This is a genomic window from Enterobacter sp. ZOR0014 (genome assembly GCF_000798855.1).
In the GTDB taxonomy this organism is placed as follows: Bacteria; Pseudomonadota; Gammaproteobacteria; order Enterobacterales; family Enterobacteriaceae; genus Enterobacter; species Enterobacter kobei.
This window is the reverse complement of record NZ_JTLF01000244.1, coordinates 16,144-36,725: the sequence shown is the minus strand read 5'-3', so window position 1 is coordinate 36,725 and position 20,582 is coordinate 16,144. Positions and strand designations below refer to the sequence as shown.

The following is a 20,582-nucleotide window of genomic DNA, read 5'->3' as shown; positions in this document are numbered from 1 at the left end:
GAACATCATCCAGTAGGTGGGGTAGATAGCGGTGGGCGAGGAAGGATGTAGCACCGATAAAATTTCGAATGAAGGCTCAGGTCGATCAGAAACAGAAATGCCACGGCTGGCAGGGGGTATAGCACCTTCAGGATTAAAATAGGGACCTGAATGTTTATTCTGGCTTAATGATTAATGACTGTTTTGAAGTCTTATGCGGTAATTATCACAGCGTGAAATATAAAGTTATTTTGAGTAGTAAAATTAACGCCCGCGTCATAAGTGAAATAGGCGTCCTGCGAGCGGGCAGTACGGTTAATATTAAAGATACCCTGTTAGTGCAACAAATAATTCATCGGCGATATATTGTTTTGACATCACCAATAGGAGAATTCTACTAATTATGGTAGTGGCGATAATAGCTTTATTGCGTTAATGAAAGTCGTTCTCTTTTGTGTTTTTTATTTTTACAACAATAACTTACGTCTGTGTGTGGAGTGAAAATAAGTGAAAGTAGGCCATGTCGGGTTTTTTTATCAGATAAATCCTATAATGTTTCGACTGCTTCATTAACCGCCACTTACGTAGCGGTAAATATTGAATTGATGCGAAGCTCATGTAAACTTGTTTACCGTTTGTCAAAATATGTCAGGAAGACGCTGGGCCTTATTCTGAAAGGTTCGTGCGGTAGCTATGCCCTCAAAATAGTAACACCCCGAAATTATCCTGACTATTTTAACAATAGCACCTAAGTCAAATTTCATCCCCTTATCTCCATTATCGAAATATCGCTACGGAAAAGCATATGAAAATGCGCGTACTGTTTTCACTTCTGTTTGTCATGGCGGTGGCGGGCTGTAAAGCGCCACAGAAACCTGCAATCAACGACGACACGATCGTGACCAGTCAGGTCAACGGTGTCACCTTAACGCACCGTCACGCCGTGTTGCCGCCGACGGAATTCACTCCGCTCGACGAGCCTTATCGTGCCATGTATCCGGCTTCCCTGATGAGCCGTCCTGACTTTGGCGGAAAGGTTATCCGTACGCTGGAAACCGGAAAAACCTACGTGGTGCTGGGTCAGGTTGAACACTACTGGATGGCGCTTGCCGATGAGGGTAATGACCAGCTGATTGGTTACGTCCCGATGCGTGCAGTTATCAAAGCCGACCAGTATGAAGCGACCGTCCGTAAACAGGCCATTCGTCCTAAGGCGCGTAAAAAAGCGACCTGCGTTGATGTCGATGGCAACAGCAAAGCCTGCAAAGACAGCGCTAACGGTACCTGGATCCTGAACTAAACGGCTTTCGTGGGCGTATTTTTATGAATAATAAAAATTTTCATAAGCTGTGGTTGGTCTTTTACGCGGCGTTTTTCGCCCTTGTGAGTGGTTGTACGTCGTCTTCACACAGCGACCCCTCCCGCTACAATCTGCAGTTTCAGGCTCATCCACAAATCAATGATTCTGCGCCGCTTAAAGTCCGTGTGCTGTTGTTGAAATCCGATGCGGATTTCATGTCCAGCGACTTCTATTCCCTGCAGAACAACGCGTCAGCAACCCTTGGCGCGAATCTGCTGAACAGCGATGTGTTCTTCCTGATGCCGGGACAGCTATCGAAAACCCTCAGCGGTCAGAGCGATCCCGAGGCTCGCTACATCGGCGTGATGGCGGAATATCAGAAGCTGGATGGTAAAAAATGGCGCGTGTCTCTCCCTCTGCCTGTGCCAGGCGAAAATCATATCTACCAGTTCTGGAAATGGTCCGCGGATGAACTCCAGGCCAACGTTTTTCTCGACGTAAATGGCATTCGGGTCATCAGCCAGTAACGCGCTTCACAACAGGAAACACATCATCATGACGAAAGCAGAAAAGGTCGTCTGGACCGAAGGCATGTTCCTGCGTCCACACCATTTTCAGCGGACTGAAAGTTATCTGCTCAACCACGTTCGTGAATGGGGTGCGTTGCAGCGTTCCTATCTTTGTGGCTTTCTTGATGTTGAACTCGACGAAGCGATGCTTCGTCAGGGATGCATTGCCCTGAGCTACTGCAGTGGGCTTCTGCCAGACGGGACCTTCTTCCAGGTGCGCAACGGACGCAATGGTCCTGTGCCGCTTAAAATCCCTGACAATCTCACCAACGAAAAGGTGGTGCTCGCACTGCCGGTACGTCGTGGCGAGCGGGAAGAGGTGATCTTCAGCGAAGAACCGGCCTCGCTGGCGCGCTTCATCGCGTTCGAGCAAGAGGTCGAAGACGACAACGCCATGTCGGTGGGGGATGCCACCGTACAGTTTGGCCGCCTGCGCCTGACGCTGATGCTGGAAAAGGATCTCACGGCAGAATGGACCGCCATCGGCGTGGCGTTTGTCACTGAAAAACGCCACGACAACCACGTCCGGCTCGATAACAGTTACATCCCGCCGATGCTGAACGCCAATAACAGTCCGCAGATCTACAGCATGATTAACGATCTGCACGGCTTACTGGTGCAGCGCAGCCAGCAGATCGGCGGCCGTCTGCGCCAGCCTGGCCGTTTTAACACCTCGGAACTGATTGAATTTACGTTACTGTCGCTGGTGAACCGTCATCTTGGCGAGGTTTCGCATTTAAAAACGCTGCCGCTGCTGCACCCGGAAACCCTCTGGCGCAGCTGGCTGCCGTTTGCGTCCGAGCTTGCCACCTGGACCCCGCAACGGACCACGGAGAGCGTGCTGCCGGTCTACGATCACGACGATCTGGCGAACTGCTTCAGTAAGCTGATGCTGATGCTGCGTCAGGGGCTGTCGCTGGTGATGGAAGACCACGCTATTCAGCTGCCGCTTAACGAGCGCTCGCATGGTCTTAACATTGCCACCGTTCCTGAAACCAGCATGGTACGCGAGTTTGGCTTCGTGCTGGCCGTCAAAGCGAATGTGCCCGGCGAACACCTGCAAACCCATTTCCCTGCGCAGATGAAAATCGCGCCGGTGTCGAAAATCCGCGATCTGGTCCAGCTTCAGCTGCCGGGCATTATGCTGCGCGCCATGCCGGTCGCGCCGCCGCAGATCCCGTGGCATGCAGGCTACAGCTATTTCGAGCTGGAGAAGGGCAGCGAGCTGTGGCACGAGATGGATAAGTCCGGCGCCTTCGCCCTGCACCTGGCAGGGGAGTTCCCGGGGCTGGATATGGAGTTTTGGGCCATCCGTAGCCCGACAGAATAATAAAGCGAGCGCTTAATATGCAGGAACGACAGGATACCGGCAGTGATGCCGCGTTTACCGGAGCCAGTAGCAACAATCAGCTGGTGGCGGCCGCTAATCCGCTGCTCAATGCGATTCCGCAGATCCGTCATTCGGTTTCACATGACGATCAGGTGGCGTTACGCCAGCGCCTGATCGATGAGATTCGCCGTTTTGAAGTCCGCTGTCAGCAGGCGGGGCTACCCTACGAAGTGATCGTCGGGGCGCGTTACTGCCTTTGCACGGCGCTGGATGAGGCCGCTGCGCTTACCCCCTGGGGCAGCAGCGGCGTCTGGTCAAGCAATGGCCTGCTGGTGACGTTCCATAACGAAACCTGGGGCGGCGAGAAGTTTTTCCAGCTGCTGGCGCGTCTGTCGCAGAACCCGCGCGAACATATCCTGCTGCTGGAGATGATCAACTACTGCCTGCTGCTCGGTTTCGAAGGGCGTTACCGTGTGCTGGACAATGGTCGCACCCAGCTTGAGACCATCAAGCAGCGGCTGTGGCAGATGATCCGCGGCGTGCGGGGCAGCTATCCGCCACCGCTGTCTCCCCACCCGGAAGATCGCCCGGTGCTGCGTAAGCTGTGGCGGCCGATGGTTCCCCTGTGGGCCTGCGTGGCGCTGGCCGGGTTTATCGCCTGCCTGTTTTATATCGTCCTTAACTGGCGTCTTGGCGATAACACCAGTCCGGTCCTGGCGAAGATTTATCAATCCCAGCTGCCGGAAACCACCATTCAGCAACCGGCCCGTCAGTTGCCCGCAGTGCTAAACCTGCGCGGCTTCCTGAAGCCTGAAATCGAGGCAGGTCTGGTCGCGGTAAAAGATGAAGCGGATCGCAGCGTCGTTATCCTGAAAGGAGACGGGCTGTTTGCCTCCGCCTCGACGGTGGTGCGTGACCGTTATGAACCGGTTGTTAACCGCATTGCGCAGGCGATGAACAACGTCAGCGGCAAAATTCTGGTGGTGGGATACAGCGACAACGTTCCAATCCGCAGCGCGCGCTTCGCTTCCAACTATGAGCTTTCTCTGGAACGCGCCCGCTCGGTACAGAAAATGCTGCAAGGAAGCCTCTCTCAGCCAGACCGCGTGAAAGCGGAAGGGCGGGGTGAGATTAACCCGGTAGCACCGAACACGACGCCGGAAAACCGCGCCCGTAACCGCCGTGTGGAAATTACTCTGCTGGTGTCGCCTGAAAACACTCAGGCTGAGCTGAACGGATTGCCGCAAGGAAACTAAGGATGCTGACTACACTTCTTTCCATTCTGACCAACCGCATTCTGTGGAGCTTCCTGGGGGTAACCGCGCTTGCGGCGGTGATCTGGATGATTGGTCCGCTGTTGTCCATTGTGGATACCCGACCCCTGGAATCTGAACAGAACCGCATTATCAGTATTGCTGTGGTCTATCTGCTCTGGGCGCAGGGACACATTCTGCCGCGTCTTTATAACGCCTGGCTGAACCGCAAGCTGATGGATAAGCTCAACGAGAACACCACCAGCCCGGAAGCGGCGGATCCGCAGAAACGCCTGAACAGCGAGGAGCAAATCCTTGCCAGCCGTTTCGATGAAGCCGCGCAGATGCTCAAAAAAGCGCACTTCAGCAAAGCAGGACAGGGCGCCCAGTGGACGCAACGCTTCAGCACGCAATACCTGTATCAACTGCCATGGTACGTCATTATTGGCGCACCGGGCTCCGGTAAAACCACGGCGCTGGTTAACTCCGGACTGCAATTCCCGCTGGCTGACCGTTTCGGTAAGACCGCGCTGCGGGGTATCGGCGGTACGCGCAACTGCGACTGGTGGTTCACCAACGAGGCTGTGCTGCTCGACACGGCGGGCCGCTATACCACGCAAGAAAGCGAGCAGGTGCAGGACGCCGGTGAATGGCTGCAGTTCATGGGGTTACTGCGTAAGTACCGTCGTCGTCAGCCGATCAACGGCGTCATTGTCACCATCAGCATCTCTGATCTGCTCACCCAGTCTGCGGAGGCGTCACGCCAGCAGGCGGTGAATCTGCGCCAGCGTCTTTCTGAACTGCATGAGCAGCTGGGTATCCGCTTCCCGGTTTACGTGATGGTCACCAAAGCTGACCTGCTCAAAGGCTTCCGTGCGTGGTTTGCCGACTACGACAAAGCGCAGCGGGACCAGATTTGGGGCTTTACGCTGCCGTGGGAGCAGACTAAACACGCCGATTACGACCTGATGGGCAACTTCCAGCAAGAGTTCTCGCTGTTGCAGCAGCGCCTCGATGCCGGGCTGCCGGAAACCATGCTGAAAGAGCATGACGCGAAAACCCGTGCTGAAGCGTATCTCTTCCCGCAGGAGTTCGCCGCATTGCGTCCCCTGCTGGCGGATTACCTGAGCACGGTCTTCGCCCGCTCCAACTTTGAAACCGAGTTCTCTCCGCGTGGGATCTACTTTGCCAGCGGCACCCAGGAAGGGATGCCGTTTGACCGCGTAATGGGCGAACTGAACCGTGCGCTCTCTCTGCCGGAAGGGGGAGAGAGTGATAACTGGGATTCGGTAAGTAAAGACGCGCCGATCCCTGGGGCGAAAGGCCAAAGCTTCTTCATCAAGAACCTGCTGCAAAACGTCATTTTCCAGGAAGCCGGCATTGCCGGAGAAAACCGCTGGTGGGAACTGCGTAACCGGGCGGTGATCTGGTCCGGCTATGCGGCGCTGCTGGCCCTGCTGGTGATACTCGGCGGACTGTGGCTGACCAGCTATGCCAAAAATAAGGCCTATCTGGAAGAGGTGGATGCGAAGGTGCCGCTGCTGGATCAGCAGAGCAAAGCCTTGCAGAACCAGCCGCAGCGCGATCTGTTCGATCTGCTGCCGCTGATGAATGGTCTGGTTGATCTGCCAAAAAGCGATGCGTTTGATGTAAACGATCCGCCGGTTTCCCGTCGCATGGGGCTCTACCGCGGAGATGACGTCAGCGATGCCTCTCAGTCTCTGTACCAGAAAGCGCTGGATCAGCTGCTGTTGCCAGCGGTCGCCATGCACATCACCACCTGGCTTCGCAACGATAATGGCAGCGACGTGGAGTACAGCTATGAAGCGCTGAAAGCCTATCAGATGCTTTACCAGCCGAAGCACTACGACGGCAAATTCCTGCATTCATGGGTGATGCTCAATCTGCAGCGTAACCTGCCGCAGAACGTGACGAAAGCGCAGCTGCAACAGCTTGAATGGCACCTGACGCAGTTGCTGGAGCCGAAAATTCAGGCTTCGCCGTACGCGCAGGACGCGTCCCTGGTGGCGCGTGAACGCGCGCTGATCAATCAGCAGCCGTTATCCACTCGCGTGTATGGTCGTCTTAAGCGTCTGCTGGAGCATGATGAAAACCTTAAGCCGGTCTCCCTTTCCGACCTGGGCGGACCGCAGAGCGAGCTGGTGTTTTCACGCAAAAGTGGCAAGTCGGTAAGCGACGGCGTGCCGGGTCTTTATACGCCAGACGGTTACTGGAAAAGCTTTAACAGCCAGATCGACAGCGTGACCACCGCACTGCATGAAGACGACGCCTGGGTGTTGGGCGCCGCGACGGCGCAGGAGGATAAACAGCAGATCGACAACGCCGTGCGTCAGCTCTACATGCGCGACTTTATCGCTACCTGGGATCGCTTTCTCGCCGACATTCAGCTTAACAACAGCGCCGATCTTTCCCAGCGCATCAACACTGCGCGTCTGCTCTCAGGCGCAAACTCACCCCTGCGCCGTCTGGTGCAGAACCTGAGCCAGGTGCTGACGCTGTCGCGCGATACGCCAGCCCCGGAAGACGCCGGTAAAGCGCAGGCGCAGAGCAACCGTGCCACCCGCACGCTGGAAGCGCTGTTCAGCAATAATGACACTGCCCCGACGCAGGCCGCTGCCGTTACCCAGGCCCCGGAACAGCTGGTGACGGACCACTACGCCCCGATGATTGAGCTGGCCCAGCCGCTGGAGAAGGGGGGCAAGACCATCGTCTTTGATGATTTTCTTAAGCAGGTGGATGAGCTTTATCGTTACCTGACCGCCGTACAGGATGCCGCCAACAGCGGCATGCCAGCGCCGGGCGGCGAGGCGATCAGCCGTCTGCAGGCCAGCGCCGGTCGTCTGCCGGGTGGGCTGCAAACCATGTTCAGCAATATGGCGGTGGGTGCCAGCAGCGATACCCAGCGCCGCGATCTGGAGAACGTGCGTAAGCGGATTAATGTCGAAGTGGGCGGGTTCTGCCGCCAGGCCATTGCCGGGCGTTATCCGCTGGTGCGTAGCGCCAGCACGGAAGTTACCCCAGACGACCTCGCCCGCATGTTTGCGCCTGGTACCGGGCTGATGGACACCTTCTTTCGCGACAACCTGACCAATAAAGTCGATACCACCCAGGCAAACTGGCGCTTTATGCCGGGCATCGACGGTAAAACGCTGCCGGGAAGTGAAGGGCTGCTGAGACCGTTCCAGCAGGCCCAGTCGATTCGCGACGCCTTCTTTGCGAATGGTGCCACCACGCCGTCTTTCAAGGTCACGGTACGCACCGTGCGAATGGATAACACCATCCTGAACCTGACGCTGGACGTTGACGGCCAGCTGCTGCGCTACAGCCACGGTCCGCAAGCCGTTCAAATCATGAACTGGCCGGGGCCGGGCGGTACCAACCAGGTCCGCATGCAGTTGGGGCTGGCTAACGGCAGCACGGCGACGCTGGTGACCAACGGCGCCTGGGCACTCAACCGCTTTTTCGACAAAGCGAGCACCAGCCCGGGCGCAGGTAGCCTGAGCCGTCAGGCCACCTTCAACGTCGACGGACATCAGGTCACGCTGGAGTTTGCACCAAACAGCATTCGCAATCCGTTCCAGCTACCCCGTTTCTCATGCCCATAACCGCAAGGACAGCCGTATGACGAATACCCCTGCGATGAACCGCTACAGCTGGTATGGCAAATTACCCAGCGCCGGAGATTTCCTGCAGCGCCGCTTTCCTGACACCTTACAGCGCCAGTGGTCGCACTGGTTTCAGGTTGGCCTGCTTGCCTGGCAGCAGGAAGAGCAGCGTAGCGGAGAACGCCCGTTCACCAAAGCGCCGGTGTGGAATTTTGTTGTCCCCCCAATGCTGGGCAGCCAGATGATCCAGATGGGCTGCCTGCTGCCCGCTCGGGACAGCGTTGGCCGACAATACCCGGTGTGCATCCAGCTGAGCTTCGCCCCGTCAGAGTGGTCGACCAGCCTGCTCAGCCAGGCGGAAAGCTGGTATCAGCAGATTGGTCGTCTGGGACTGCACGCGGTGCGCAACAGTTTTTCCGCCTCGCAGCTGGATGAGATGCTGATGTCCATTCCGGCTCCGCAGCCCGTCGAGCCGCAAAAGCGTTCCGACATCCTTGACGTGATTGGCTATGACGAGGACGGTCAGAGCACGCTGGGCTGGCCGCAGGCGGCAGAGTGTTTTGACCCGCTGCGTCAGACCAGCTACTGGTGGACCAACCGCTGCGACGGTTACCCGCTGTACACCCATGTCCACAGCGGCAACTTTACCGGGCAGCTTTTCACCCTGCTGTTCGACCCGGCAGGGGGCGCCCGCCCGGGACGTCACGGTCTTTATCCGCCCATGTTTGAATAAGCAGGGATCTCATGAATATCGAAGAATTTCTCGCGCCCATAAGCCCGGATAAACCCTGTGGCGACAATCTGGAATACGACGCTGACTTCCAGGTGATGAACCAGGCAAGCCAGGGGAAAGCGGAACAGCAGTTTGGCGACACCATTATCCCGGCAGAGCCTGCTGACTGGAACACGGTAGAAAAATACGCCACCAGCCTGCTGGCGCGCACGAAAGATTTGCGCGTGATGCTGGCGCTAACCCATGCGTGGACACGCCGCCGCGGGCTGGCAGGCTACGCAGACGGGCTGCTGCTGGTGCAGGAGGCGCTCGCGCGCTACTGGGAGCCGCTCTATCCGCTTCTGGAGGAGTATGGCGAAACCGACCCGTTCTATCGGATTAATGCCCTGGCGGGGCTGAGCGATAAATCTGAACTCACCATTGCGGTACGTAACGCCTCGCTGCTGCGTTCAAACGGCGATGAAATTTCGCTGCGGGACGCCCAGGCACTGCTGGACGGCAGTAAAACTGAATGCCCGGACTATCCTGGGGGCCGTCCAAGATTGATTGACGAACTGGCCCGCGGCGACCAGCCAGGGACTGCCGCGGTAATCGTGATTAACGAGCGGTTGCTGGCCATCCGCGCGCTGCTTACCGGATATCTCGGTGAAAGCGGTGTACCCGAGATGGAGCAACTGCTGAAGACCACAGGACTGGTCGCCAGTGCCTGTCAGGTGACCGACATCAGCAAGCTGTTGCCGGGCCGTGAGGCGCAGGTTGAACCGCAAGCCGATCATCAACCTGCGGCAACGCAACCCGTTCAGCCGGTTACCGACTGGCGCAGCGTGCAGGTCACCAGCCGTGCCGATGCGCAGCTGATGCTGGAAAAAGCAAAACAGTATTTTGCGCAGTACGAACCGAGCCACCCCGCACCGCTGATGATTGAACGGGTGCAGCGGCTGTCAGAACTTAACTTTATGGACATTATTCGCGACCTGGCGCCAGACGGCGTTAACCAACTGGAAAACATCTTTGGACGCCGCGAATAACGCGTCCAGGCATTATGACGACAGGCATGGAGCCTGCCGTTTCACCTTCACCGCGCATCTTTGATGGAGAACATCATGGCAATGAGTAACAGTGGGCAGAAATTCATCGCACGTAACCGTGCCCCCCGCGTGCAGATCGAGTACGACGTAGAGATCTACGGTGCAGAACGTAAGATTCAGCTGCCGTTTGTGATGGGCGTCATGGCCGATCTGGTCGGTAAACCGGTGGAAAACCTGCCGGCGGTCGACGATCGCAAATTCCTTGAAATCGACATCGACAACTTTGACGAACGCATGAAGGCGCTGAAGCCGCGCGTGGCGTTCCAGGTGGATAATACCCTTACCGGCGAAGGTAAGCTCAACGTCGATCTGACCTTCGACAGCATGGACGACTTCCTGCCGGACGCGGTGGCCCGCAAGGTGGAGCCGCTGAACAAGCTGCTGGAAGCACGTACTCAGCTCTCCAACCTGCTGACCTACATGGACGGCAAAAACGGCGCGGAAGAGCTGATCGCAAAAATTCTGCAGGATCCGACGCTGCTCAAATCTCTGAGCCAGTTGCCGAAAAATGACGACAGTGCGAAAGGTAGCGAGGAATAATCGATGAGCAACCAGACTCAACAACATGAGCAGCAGGCGGGTCAGGCCTTCAGCCAGGATGAATTCAGCGCGCTGCTGAACAAAGAGTTCCGCCCGAAAACCGATCAGGCGCGTTCTGCCGTGGAAAGCGCGGTCAAGACCCTGGCACAGCAGGCGCTAGAGAATACTGTTACCTTCTCTAACGATACCTATCGCACCATTCAGAACCTGATTGCCGGTATCGACGAACAGCTCTCTCAACAGGTGAACCAGATCATTCACCACGAAGAGTTTCAGAAGCTGGAGAGCGCCTGGCGCGGTCTGAGCTACCTGGTGAACAACACCGAAACTGACGAGATGCTGAAGATCCGCTTTATGAGCATCTCCAAGCAGGAGCTGGGCCGTACCCTGAAGCGCTTCAAGGGCGTGGGCTGGGACCAGAGCCCGATCTTCAAGAAAATCTACGAGCAGGAGTATGGTCAGTTTGGCGGCGAGCCGTTTGGCTGCATCGTGGGCGACTACTACTTCGACCACAGCCCGCAGGACGTTGAGCTGCTGGGCGAAATGGCGCGCATCGGCTCTGCGGCACACTGTCCGTTCATCACCGGTACCGCACCGGGCGTGATGCAGATGGAGTCCTGGCAGGAGCTGGCTAACCCGCGCGACCTGACCAAAATCTTCCAGAATACCGAATACGCGGCCTGGCGTTCACTGCGTGAATCTGAAGATGCCCGCTACCTGGGGCTGGTGATGCCGCGCTTCCTGTCGCGCCTGCCGTATGGCATCCGCACTAACCCGGTCGACAGCTTTGATTTTGAAGAGCAGACCGACGGCGCAAACCACAACAGCTATTCGTGGGCGAACGCCGCCTATGCGATGGCGGCCAACATCAACCGCTCCTTCAAAGAGTACGGCTGGTGCACCTCGATTCGCGGCGTGGAGTCCGGTGGGGCAGTCGAAAACCTGCCGTGCCACACTTTCCCAAGCGATGACGGCGGCGTGGACATGAAATGCCCGACCGAGATCGCCATCAGCGACCGCCGCGAAGCCGAGCTGGCGAAAAACGGCTTCATGCCGCTAGTTCACCGTAAAAACTCTGATTTTGCCGCCTTCATTGGCGCGCAATCTCTGCAAAAACCGGCCGAGTACCACGATCCGGATGCCACCGCGAATGCGCGTCTGGCCTCTCGTCTGCCGTACCTGTTCGCCTGCTGCCGCTTTGCCCACTATCTGAAGTGCATCGTGCGCGACAAAATCGGCTCCTTCCGCGAGCGCGAAGAGATGGAACGCTGGCTGAACGACTGGGTAATGAACTACGTGGACGGTGACCCGGCGAACTCCTCTCAGGAAACCAAGTCCCGTAAACCGCTGGCGGCTGCAGAAGTGCAGGTGCAGGAGATTGAAGACAACCCGGGTTACTACGCCGCGAAGTTCTTCCTGCGTCCACACTACCAGCTGGAAGGCCTGACCGTTTCCCTGCGTCTGGTTTCTAAACTGCCGTCGCTGAAGACGAAAGACGCGTGATGATGATTGCCGCCGGGAGGCCATGCCCGGCGTTTGCTTTATAGCATGGAAATTTGAGAGGAAATATGACCGCGAGACCTTCGTTTGTTGCTGCCTGGGCGGCGGCAACACGTATTTACGATGCAAATGATTCTATCGGCAAAGTTAAGCAAGTTATCGGCGGCAAGGTTAAGCACAACTTCGAAATACCGCAAGATCAGGGCGGGTGGTCAAATAGTTGTGCCGTACGCATGAGTTATGTTCTTAACTATACCGGACATCCCGTTCCGCGTATTGCAAATCTCACGGTATCCGGTGCTGATAATAAATGGTACTTCTACCGCGTAAAGGATGTCATTGCCTGGTTGACGCGTCAGTGGGGAAAACCTGACATGGTCGTGAGTTATCCTTCCTTACCCGTTCAGCAATTAGCCAACAAAAAGGGCGTAATTCTGTTTGAGGTACAGGGCTGGAGTGACGCCGCAGGTCATGCCACATTCTGGAATGGTTTAACCTGTTCAGATCACTGTTATTTCAATGCACCGGAGACGAATTACACGACGACCAAAGCCAATTTTTGGGAGTTGCCATGAAAAAAATAATTGCCAGTCTACTGTTGCTCACCAGTTCCGCCTCTGTTTATGCAACTGACGATCCGGTGTTCTTTGTCAAAAAAATGCCTTATAAGCAAGTTATTAAAGACGTTGTTTTTTCTCGCTGCCTGGCACAAGTTTCAGATGATAAAAGCCAGTTTTCTCTGGATGCTGCCCGAAGCAGTAATGCATTACTGGAATGGATACCTTTCGATATTGAAAATGGCAATGCCAAAATTAATGCCCTTATTAATAAATATAAAGGCGCAACTAATGCCTTTCATTCTGAGATAAAACCCGATGTCAAAGGCGTAACGTTAAACTGTCTACGTCTTTATCATAGCGACGAACTTAATAAACTTGCACCTCAATTAATTATCGGCAATCCTGACCGCACCTGGCTTCAGGATAACCCGCAGTAGTAAAGACTTCACATTCTTTCCATTTATTCAGGGGGAATGTAAGACTGTCAAATGACACGGGTCATTTGATATGAGGCAGAGGTAAAATATGGACGGTTTTATTCAGCCCCATGCTTTCCTGTTTGCCATATAAGTGCTTTTTCGAAAGCAATATTGTTCATCCACGAAGAGTAGATATTATGGCTATTGATATGTTTCTGAAGGTCGAGGGTGTTACGGGCGAATCTAAAGATTCTAACCACACCGGCTGGACTGATATTACCTCCTTCTCCTGGGGCGCTTCCCAGCCAGGTAATATGAGCGTTGGCGGTGGCGGCGGTGCCGGTAAAGTAAACTTTAACGATCTGCACGTTAATGCTCTGATCGACAAATCCACCACTGCAATCCTGAAACACTGCGCCAGCGGTAAACACCTGACCAAAGTTGAACTGTCCGTCTGTAAAGCCGGTGGTCAGCAGGTGGAATATACCCGCATCACGCTGGAAGATGTGCTCGTGACTTCTGTTCAGTACACCGGTGCAGACAACGGCGATACCGTTGGTGTGACCTACGCGTTCCAGGCTGCGAAAGTGAAACAGCAGTACTGGGAGCAGACCACTGCCGGTGGTAAAGGTGCTGAAAGCAGCGCTGGCTGGAACATCAAAGAGAACAAAGAAGCGTAATTGCGCATGTGGCCGGGGAGTTTTCCCCGGCCATTATGATTGGTTCACTATTCGGCGTGTTTTTGCGATGGAAAGAGCGTTAACGGTTATACCCATTGTATTATCATGTAGCGCCTGCATATCCCATCCTGCTCAGTTTCAAAGTTTAACTGTTAAGGTGGAAAAAAATGTACCCTGTTTTGAGATTTCGAATGACATGAGGCTAAGTGAGCCTGTATTAGTTTACGAACCTTCTATATCTCGACGTGTAGGTAACAAATGGGAAATTGCTTTCTCTCCAGGAACATTTCCTTCCACCCACATTTTAAACTCTGAAGAGTGTCTTCGCTGGGATAAAGTGGACTGGCAGTCAGGGGAATATGATGTGGTATTGAAGGCGAGAACTCATAATACGGAACTTCGCTATGCGGCTCGCTTTATTCTCAGTATAAATGCCAGAGGTGAGTTATCGCTAGCCAAAACAGAGTAGGAGAGTTTTTAAACGTTGTCGTTTTTTAAGAGAACATCAACGTTTGGATGCTGGTTCAACTCCATTTTTTTTTGAATGCGAGTGCTTATTTGTGAAAATCAATGGGAATGAATATGGCTAGTCAATCATCAGTTAATCCGGGATATTGTATTGTTCAGCAACCCGGAACCCTGGATTTCCAGGCAAGGCTTTTATTCAATAATCCAAATAGTGATGCCGCACGTTATTTTATGCAGGTTAATAGTGATGCGCAGTGGTCAAAGCCTGGGCAGATGTTGATTCTTGATGTGCCGGGAAGTAATAATTCTGTGCAACTTAAGCAATTACAGCTTGCTAAAAAGAAAGTCAATGGTGCTCTGGCCGATCTTAACTCTGGAGAAGCGAATTTCTTTAATCAACATTATAGTACTATAGCTGCAGTCACTAATTTTATGGATAAGTCCCTTGGTGTCGTAGCTGATGCAGGCGAAAAATATTTTAGTGAAATAGAAAAAAAACTTAAATCCATTGAGTTGGCTTACCAGAATCAGTACAGAGCACAAGGGACATTGATAAGCCAACAGTTTTTTGTTGAGCGTCAGCGCCTCTTTTCTGAGTTGGATGGTTTATTAAACAAATTGTCTCGACTGACCTTAAAGATGAAACCCTATAACGAATTGAAGCATGCATTAGGCTTGTCAAGCAGATCCATTGTACATGAATGGAGTACAGCCGGAGTCGCTTCTATTCGTGGTTATTCAACATATATCGATAATGCCTCTAAGGCCGCTCGTTTTCTTAAAGCGGGAGGGTGGCTTGCAATAGGTTTTGCAGGTGCAAATACCACTAATGAAGTTTACAATGCCTGCACCGCGGGACGAGAGCAGAGTTGCTCTAAAGTTGCTGTGAAAAAATACAGCAGCTTTGGTGCAAGCCTGGCAGGGGGTATTTACGGTGGTAAATACGGAGCCATGGCAGGTGCTGGTGTATGCGTTGCGCTTGGTGTTGCGACGGGGGGCGTAGGACTGCTCGCCTGCTCCATTGTCGGGGCAGCTGCAGGTGGATACGTTGGTGGTGAGATAGCGGGCGGAGCGACTGAGTATATGATGGATAAAATATGGTGAATATAGAGAATTTACTATTATTTCTTATCGTGGTTTTATTGTTGATTGTTATAATTATGGATTTGCTCAGTTCTCGTTATTTCAAAAAACACGAGGCTGATTATAATCAGTTACTTTCAGACTATCGGCGCAAAGGATATGATCTGGATCTTGTAACCGACTATGCTTCTTTTTTTGGTTCGCTGGCTAATTATCAAAAAATAATCTGGTTCGTTCGCCTTTATAAAGGCATTAAAATGAAATTTACGCGTGAAAGGCTTGTTCAGGAAGAAGCTTATAAATTTGTGCAGTCGTTACCTGAAGAAAGAATTGGCTGGATACTAAAGTTACATCGTCGTTATAAGCTACAGGCATTAATATTCACTCTATGGCTCATTGTTGGATTATATTTTATCACCTTCATTAAATAGTTTTGATATTCAATTTCTCAAACGCCGCCGTTCTCACCCCCGAGAGCGGCAGCGTTTGAGCGCTAATCATACCAGCAGGAATACGCCATGCGATTCACGATTATTTCTACGAAACCCGGTCATCAGCCGCCGCAGAGCAGCTGTGATTTTTATGCCCCGGGCGGCACCATTGGGCGCGGTACGGATAACAATCTGGTGTTGCCGGACAATGACCGCACCATCTCGCGCCTGCAGGCCATTGTTCACGTTGACGCCAATGGTGAATGTCGCGTCACTAACCGTGGCAGCGTCACCCGCGTGGTATTAAATGATATTCCGCTGGAGCGGGGGCGTCAGGTTGAACTGCAGGATGGCGACATTCTCGGTATTGATGACTACCGTATCGAAGTGGCCGAACTTATCCACGACACGCAGCCGGTGAGCCGCATGGCCGCCAGCATGCAGCAGCAGGTGCATCCGACAGCCGCGCCAGCGCCAGCATCGAAACCGAAGCCTGCGAACCCTGCGCCACGCGGTAAAGCGGAACCGACTGCCGTGCCGTCGGAAATCTGGGATAGCCTGATGCAGGAGTTTTCCATCTCCGACAGCATCTCCAGCAACCGTGCAAAACCGCAGTCAGCGGCTTCGCAGGATCCGTTCTCTCAGCCTGCGGCGCCGGAGCGTAATGCTGAAGATCCGCTGGCGATGTTCAACGACAGCGATCCCACGCTTGAGCGTAAGAATGTCGACCCGGACACGCTGTTCGGCGAAGAAACGCTGTTCAAAAAAGAGAGCATTTTCGACGATGTGACGCCTTCCACGCTGGTGCCACCTGTTGAGACTCAACCCGCCCCTAAAGAAGAGGCGGTAGATGAACTCGATCCGCTGGCGCTATTTGGTGGCAAGGCCAGCGCGCCGGCTGCACGCAATGATGACCCGCTCGGGCTGATGGGCGGGGCGCCGTTAACCCATCCGGATGACATCACTGACGAAAAGCCAGCGCCTGAGCCTGAGCAGGAGGAAGACGTCCTTGCCGGTTCCCCGCTTTTTGCCCCTGAGCCGCAGGAAACGCCGCGTGCAGAAGAGGAGCCGGTGAGACCAGATTATGCAGGTTTCACGATGCCTACGCCGCAGGCCGTTGCGCGCAGCAGCGCTCAGACCCCTAAGGGCCGACTGCGTATCGATCCGGTTAATAACGCTGCCTCCCCATCTGCTACCGCGAACACTGGAGAGAAGGGCGATGTATTGCAGGGGGAACTGCTGCAGGCACTGCTGGAAGGGATGGGGCTGAGCGAAATGCAGCCTGTCCCGCAGTTTGACCGGGAAAATATGCGTCAGCTGGGGCAGATCCTCGGTATGTTCTCTCAGGGCACCGTGGCGCTGCTCTCCTCACGCTCTATTCTTAAACGCGGCGTAAAAGCCGATATGACCATGGTGCTGGACGATGCCAACAACCCGTTCAAGCTGTTGCCGACCGGGAAAACGGTTCTGATCCAGATGTTTGGCACCCCGATGCCGGGCTTTATGCCGCCAACGAAATCCGTGCGCGATGCGTTGATCGATCTGCAGGCGCACCAGCTGGGCATGATCTCCGGCATCCGCGCCATTATTGCCGCGATGCTGCAATCCTTTAATCCGGAACAGCTGGAAGAGCAGGCGAAGCAAAACGGCATGACCTCGCGTCTGGCGCTGCCGGGCAGCCGTAAAGCCGCCCTGTGGGACTATTTTGTTCGCAGCTATGGCGAGACGGCGGGCGAGATTGAGGATGACTTCCACACCCTGTTCGGCGAAGCCTTCCTTCATGCGTATGACATGGAGGTGAATCAGTACAAAGACTCACAGAGCGGATCGGAAGACAAATGAATATCGCAACGGCTTCTCTCTCCCGCCAGGGGACGCGCGCCAGCAACCAGGATCAGACGGGAGAAACCATAGGGGAACGTTCAGCCTGCTTTGTCGTCTGTGACGGCATCGCTGGCCTGCCGGGCGGTGAGGTGGCCGCTGAACTGGCCCGCAACAGTATTATTTCCCGCTTCGATGGCGACAAACACCTTAACGCGCAGCATATCCGTGATTATGTGCAGACCGCGAATCGCACCATTCTCAGCGAACAGCAGGCCGTTCAGGATTATCGCCGGATGGGCACGACGCTGGTCAGCCTGTTTATTGACCGTGATTATGGCCTGGCCTACTGGGCGCATGCCGGAGACAGCCGTCTGTATCTGTTTCGCCGGGGATGGCTGTGGCATGTCACCACCGACCACAGCCTGGTGCAGCAGATGAAAGATGCGGGACACCAGACCGACAACCTGAACAGTAATCTGCTCTATCTGGCGCTGGGGATTGAAAACGGTGGGCCGGAAGCGAGCTACAGCGATGTCGTGCAGGTCGAAGACGGCGATGCATTCCTGCTCTGCACCGACGGGTTCTGGCACGGCGTCAGCGAAGAGCAAATGAAGCAATCGCTGCATATGGTTAATACGCCTCAGGAATGGCTGACCTTAATGAACCAAATCATTCAAAAGAATGGCGAGCAGGAGGGGAATGCGCAGGATAACTACACCGCCCTGGCGGTATGGATGGGCAACCCTCAGGACACCACTTTGCTGCATACCCTCTCTGATGCAGCACAATTTCTTCCCTGCGGAACTGATTAGACACACAAGGAACGATATGAAACTTTGGCTATCGGGTTTGGCACTTCTGGCGGTGACCTCCACCGCGCAGGCTGAGAATTTCCGCATCGTGCAGTCTCCTGCGCAGAAGCTGGATATCTGGATCGACAACATCAAAGACAACACCCCGCAAAGCTGGTGTAAGCCGGAGGTGGCACTGCGCATCGTGGCGAACGGCAAGAAGGATGTCTCTGTGCTGGAAAACTTCGTGCCACGTCTTGGCTCACTGCTGGAACACCAGTGCAGCAAAGTGAACACGCTCAGCTGGACGCTCAACGATCCGGCGGGAACGACGCTGGCGCAAGGAACCGCCGCCAAAGCGCAGGAGTGGGCGCTGGTGGTGAAACAGCAGCAGGCGACGCCAGCCGTGACGACGACCACTGCCAGCGGGGCGTTAATGCCGCCGGATCAAAACGTTGCAACCCATACGGTTGCCGCTGACCGCACGCCGTGGCAGGAGTTTACCCTCCAGGACGGCTGTCACCTGCGCACCTTCTGGGAAGGCGGCGCATCCGCACCGGCGCTCTTTATTCCGGATTCTGATACCACCCGCTGCGGCAATGGCAGCTGGCTCAGCGGTCACACCGTGATCTCCCAGTCCCGCAACGGCGGGCAAAAAGAGATGGCTGTGACGTACATTCATGGCTTCCCGGTCATGGGGCTGAATCAAAACGCTGACCCGGAAAACGCGCTGATCACCTCTGTCAACAAAGAGCGCATGGTGTTCAGCACCCCAAACAGCGACCAGAGCTGGATGATCCTGCCTTACGATAACGCGCTCAACGGCTGGAAAAGTAACGGCACGGTGGCAGTAGAGATTTCCCGTGAAACCGCCAGCGATGATGCAAAGCTGCAGGCGCGTATTGCGGCGGTGAAGAAAACCTGGAGCGCCTGGGTCGCACCCGGCACCTCACTGAATATCGTTTTGATTGACACCCTGCGCCCTCAGCTGCGCGATCCGGCCGTGGGCGCATGGCGCGCGGCGAATTAAGGAATGGTTATGAATACGCTCTATCAACAGCTGGCGGGTGAAACGCTCAACGACGCGCTGGCGCGTCTGGAAGCCGGGATCAAAGCCCGTCCGGCAGATGCCGACCTTCGCGCCGCGTTCGTGCAGTTTTTAACCCTCAGCGGCAACTGGACCCGGGCGCTGACCCAGCTGAAAAGCTGGCTGGCGCTGAAGCCTCAGGCGAAGCCGACCGTCACACTGCTGGAGCAGGCCATTCAGGGTGAGCTGCAGCGTGCGCAGGTGATGGCGGGCCAGGCGCGTCCGGCCATGCCTGAAACTCAGTGGCCGTGGCTGACCACGCTTGCCGCCGCGCTTAACGAAGAGGGCGAGCGCGCCCAGGCGTTGCGCCTGGAAGCCCTTGAACAGGCGCAGGCAACGGCGGGACACATCATCCTTGAAAACGAGGAGACGCAGGCGTTTGACTGGCTGATGGACGGTGATGCCCGTCTTGGTCCGGTGTGCGAAACCCTTGTTAACGGACGCTATTTCTGGCTGCCGTTTAACGCTATTGCGGAGATCCGTTTCCAGGCGCCCGCCAGCGTGACCGATCTGGTATGGCGTCATGCGCTGGTCCGTCTTACCGACGGTACCGAGCAGGTGTGCCAGATCCCGGCGCGCTATCCTTTTGCGGCTGATGCCCCGGATGCGGTCAAACTGGGGCGCACTACCGAGTGGCATCCGCTTGATGAGAGCGGCACGCTGTATGAAGGGCTGGGTCAAAAAGCCTGGCTGAGCGAGCAAAGCGAAAGCCCGCTGCTGTCGTTAAGCCTCGTGACGTTTGCGACGGACGGAGCCGATGAGTAATCCCGCTGGCGAAGGCGATCTGCTGCGCAGCGGCTGGCAGGCCCGCAGCAAGCAGGATAAGGTGGGGGCGCGCGACAAAATGCAGCCCTCGCTGCTGGATCGCCTTACGGATAACGACCCGGAAAAAAAGCGCGAGCCAGCCAACAGTAATCTGATCACCCACGCTGCGCTGCGTCGCAATGTCCTGCGGGATCTGCAGTGGCTGTTTAATACCATCAACCATGATGCCTCCGGCGATCTGAGCGCCTTGCCGCAGGTGAGCCGCTCGGTGATCAACTTCGGCGTCGCGCCGCTCGCAGGTAAGCGAATGTCAGATATCGAATGGCACGATATTCAGCGCAAGCTCACCGAGGCCATCATCAATTTTGAACCGCGCATTTTGCCGCAGGGATTGCAGGTGCGCTGCGTGTCGGATACCTCCTCGCTGGATCTGCACAACGTGCTCTCCATTGAGATAAAAGGGCGTTTATGGTGTGTGCCGTACCCGCTGGAGTTTCTGTTTCGCACCGATGTCGATCTGGAAAACGGCCATTTTGAACTGAAAGATGCGGGGTAA

General features: G+C 55.2%; 19 protein-coding genes. All 19 read left to right on the top strand.

Translation table 11 applies throughout. From position 1 onward, the window contains the following. Positions 1 to 784 precede the first annotated feature (784 nt). The 19 genes from L977_RS12875 to tssE all read left to right on the top strand — a co-directional run bounded on the left by L977_RS12875 (position 785) and on the right by tssE (position 20,582). The gene (locus L977_RS12875; protein WP_047625899.1) at positions 785 to 1,279 is read left to right on the top strand and encodes a hypothetical protein; all 495 of its coding nucleotides are present in this window, start codon (positions 785 to 787) and stop codon (positions 1,277 to 1,279) included. Between the two features lie 23 nt (positions 1,280 to 1,302). Further along, positions 1,303 to 1,806, top strand: a complete 504-nt coding sequence (gene tssJ, locus L977_RS12870; protein WP_047625897.1) for a type VI secretion system lipoprotein TssJ — start codon at positions 1,303 to 1,305, stop codon at positions 1,804 to 1,806. Positions 1,807 to 1,834: 28 nt separating this feature from the next. Continuing rightward, positions 1,835 to 3,178, top strand: coding sequence for a type VI secretion system baseplate subunit TssK (gene tssK / locus L977_RS12865; RefSeq protein ID WP_047625896.1), 1,344 nt, complete (start codon positions 1,835 to 1,837; stop codon positions 3,176 to 3,178). Positions 3,179 to 3,195: 17 nt separating this feature from the next. Further along, positions 3,196 to 4,434, top strand: a complete 1,239-nt coding sequence (locus L977_RS12860; protein ID WP_014884237.1) for a DotU family type VI secretion system protein — start codon at positions 3,196 to 3,198, stop codon at positions 4,432 to 4,434. 2 nt (positions 4,435 to 4,436) lie between these two features. Continuing rightward, entirely contained in the window at positions 4,437 to 8,057 is a 3,621-nt protein-coding gene (gene tssM, locus L977_RS12855) for a type VI secretion system membrane subunit TssM (protein WP_023330613.1), read from the top strand. 16 nt (positions 8,058 to 8,073) lie between these two features. Then, a complete protein-coding gene (gene tagF / locus L977_RS12850) occupies positions 8,074 to 8,790 on the top strand; it encodes a type VI secretion system-associated protein TagF (protein WP_032636241.1) in 717 nt (238 codons plus the stop codon). Between the two features lie 11 nt (positions 8,791 to 8,801). Then, positions 8,802 to 9,818: a type VI secretion system protein TssA gene (tssA, locus tag L977_RS12845; RefSeq protein WP_047625895.1), complete on the top strand. Its 1,017-nt coding sequence runs from the start codon at positions 8,802 to 8,804 to the stop codon at positions 9,816 to 9,818. Positions 9,819 to 9,893: 75 nt separating this feature from the next. Further along, entirely contained in the window at positions 9,894 to 10,418 is a 525-nt protein-coding gene (tssB, locus tag L977_RS12840; RefSeq protein ID WP_014884233.1) for a type VI secretion system contractile sheath small subunit, read from the top strand. A 3-nt stretch (positions 10,419 to 10,421) separates the two neighbouring features. Continuing rightward, positions 10,422 to 11,921 carry a type VI secretion system contractile sheath large subunit gene (gene tssC / locus L977_RS12835; protein ID WP_014884232.1) on the top strand — a complete coding sequence of 500 codons (1,500 nt, stop codon included), beginning with the start codon at positions 10,422 to 10,424 and terminating at the stop codon, positions 11,919 to 11,921. A gap of 65 nt (positions 11,922 to 11,986) precedes the next feature. Further along, positions 11,987 to 12,493, top strand: coding sequence for a type VI secretion system amidase effector protein Tae4 (locus L977_RS12830; protein ID WP_014884231.1), 507 nt, complete (start codon positions 11,987 to 11,989; stop codon positions 12,491 to 12,493). Then, the gene (locus L977_RS12825; protein WP_047625893.1) at positions 12,490 to 12,915 is read left to right on the top strand and encodes a T6SS amidase immunity protein Tai4 family protein; all 426 of its coding nucleotides are present in this window, start codon (positions 12,490 to 12,492) and stop codon (positions 12,913 to 12,915) included. The genes L977_RS12830 and L977_RS12825 overlap by 4 nt, the downstream gene beginning before the upstream one ends. A gap of 179 nt (positions 12,916 to 13,094) precedes the next feature. Beyond that, positions 13,095 to 13,577, top strand: a complete 483-nt coding sequence (locus tag L977_RS12820; protein ID WP_014884229.1) for an Hcp family type VI secretion system effector — start codon at positions 13,095 to 13,097, stop codon at positions 13,575 to 13,577. 582 nt (positions 13,578 to 14,159) lie between these two features. After that, a complete protein-coding gene (locus tag L977_RS12815) occupies positions 14,160 to 15,149 on the top strand; it encodes a hypothetical protein (RefSeq protein WP_047625891.1) in 990 nt (329 codons plus the stop codon). Then, positions 15,143 to 15,559: a hypothetical protein gene (locus L977_RS12810; protein ID WP_047625889.1), complete on the top strand. Its 417-nt coding sequence runs from the start codon at positions 15,143 to 15,145 to the stop codon at positions 15,557 to 15,559. The genes L977_RS12815 and L977_RS12810 overlap by 7 nt, the downstream gene beginning before the upstream one ends. A gap of 87 nt (positions 15,560 to 15,646) precedes the next feature. Continuing rightward, entirely contained in the window at positions 15,647 to 17,401 is a 1,755-nt protein-coding gene (tagH, locus tag L977_RS12805) for a type VI secretion system-associated FHA domain protein TagH (RefSeq protein WP_047625888.1), read from the top strand. Next, positions 17,398 to 18,195: a PP2C family protein-serine/threonine phosphatase gene (locus L977_RS12800; RefSeq protein ID WP_014884226.1), complete on the top strand. Its 798-nt coding sequence runs from the start codon at positions 17,398 to 17,400 to the stop codon at positions 18,193 to 18,195. Before tagH ends, L977_RS12800 begins: the two co-directional genes overlap by 4 nt. 16 nt (positions 18,196 to 18,211) lie before the next feature. Beyond that, the gene (locus tag L977_RS12795; RefSeq protein WP_014884225.1) at positions 18,212 to 19,204 is read left to right on the top strand and encodes a hypothetical protein; all 993 of its coding nucleotides are present in this window, start codon (positions 18,212 to 18,214) and stop codon (positions 19,202 to 19,204) included. Positions 19,205 to 19,213: 9 nt separating this feature from the next. Further along, on the top strand, positions 19,214 to 20,026 hold the full coding sequence (locus tag L977_RS12790; protein WP_023330606.1) for a type VI secretion system accessory protein TagJ: 813 nt from the start codon (positions 19,214 to 19,216) through the stop codon (positions 20,024 to 20,026). Continuing rightward, positions 20,019 to 20,582 carry a type VI secretion system baseplate subunit TssE gene (tssE, locus tag L977_RS12785; RefSeq protein ID WP_014884223.1) on the top strand — a complete coding sequence of 188 codons (564 nt, stop codon included), beginning with the start codon at positions 20,019 to 20,021 and terminating at the stop codon, positions 20,580 to 20,582. Before L977_RS12790 ends, tssE begins: the two co-directional genes overlap by 8 nt.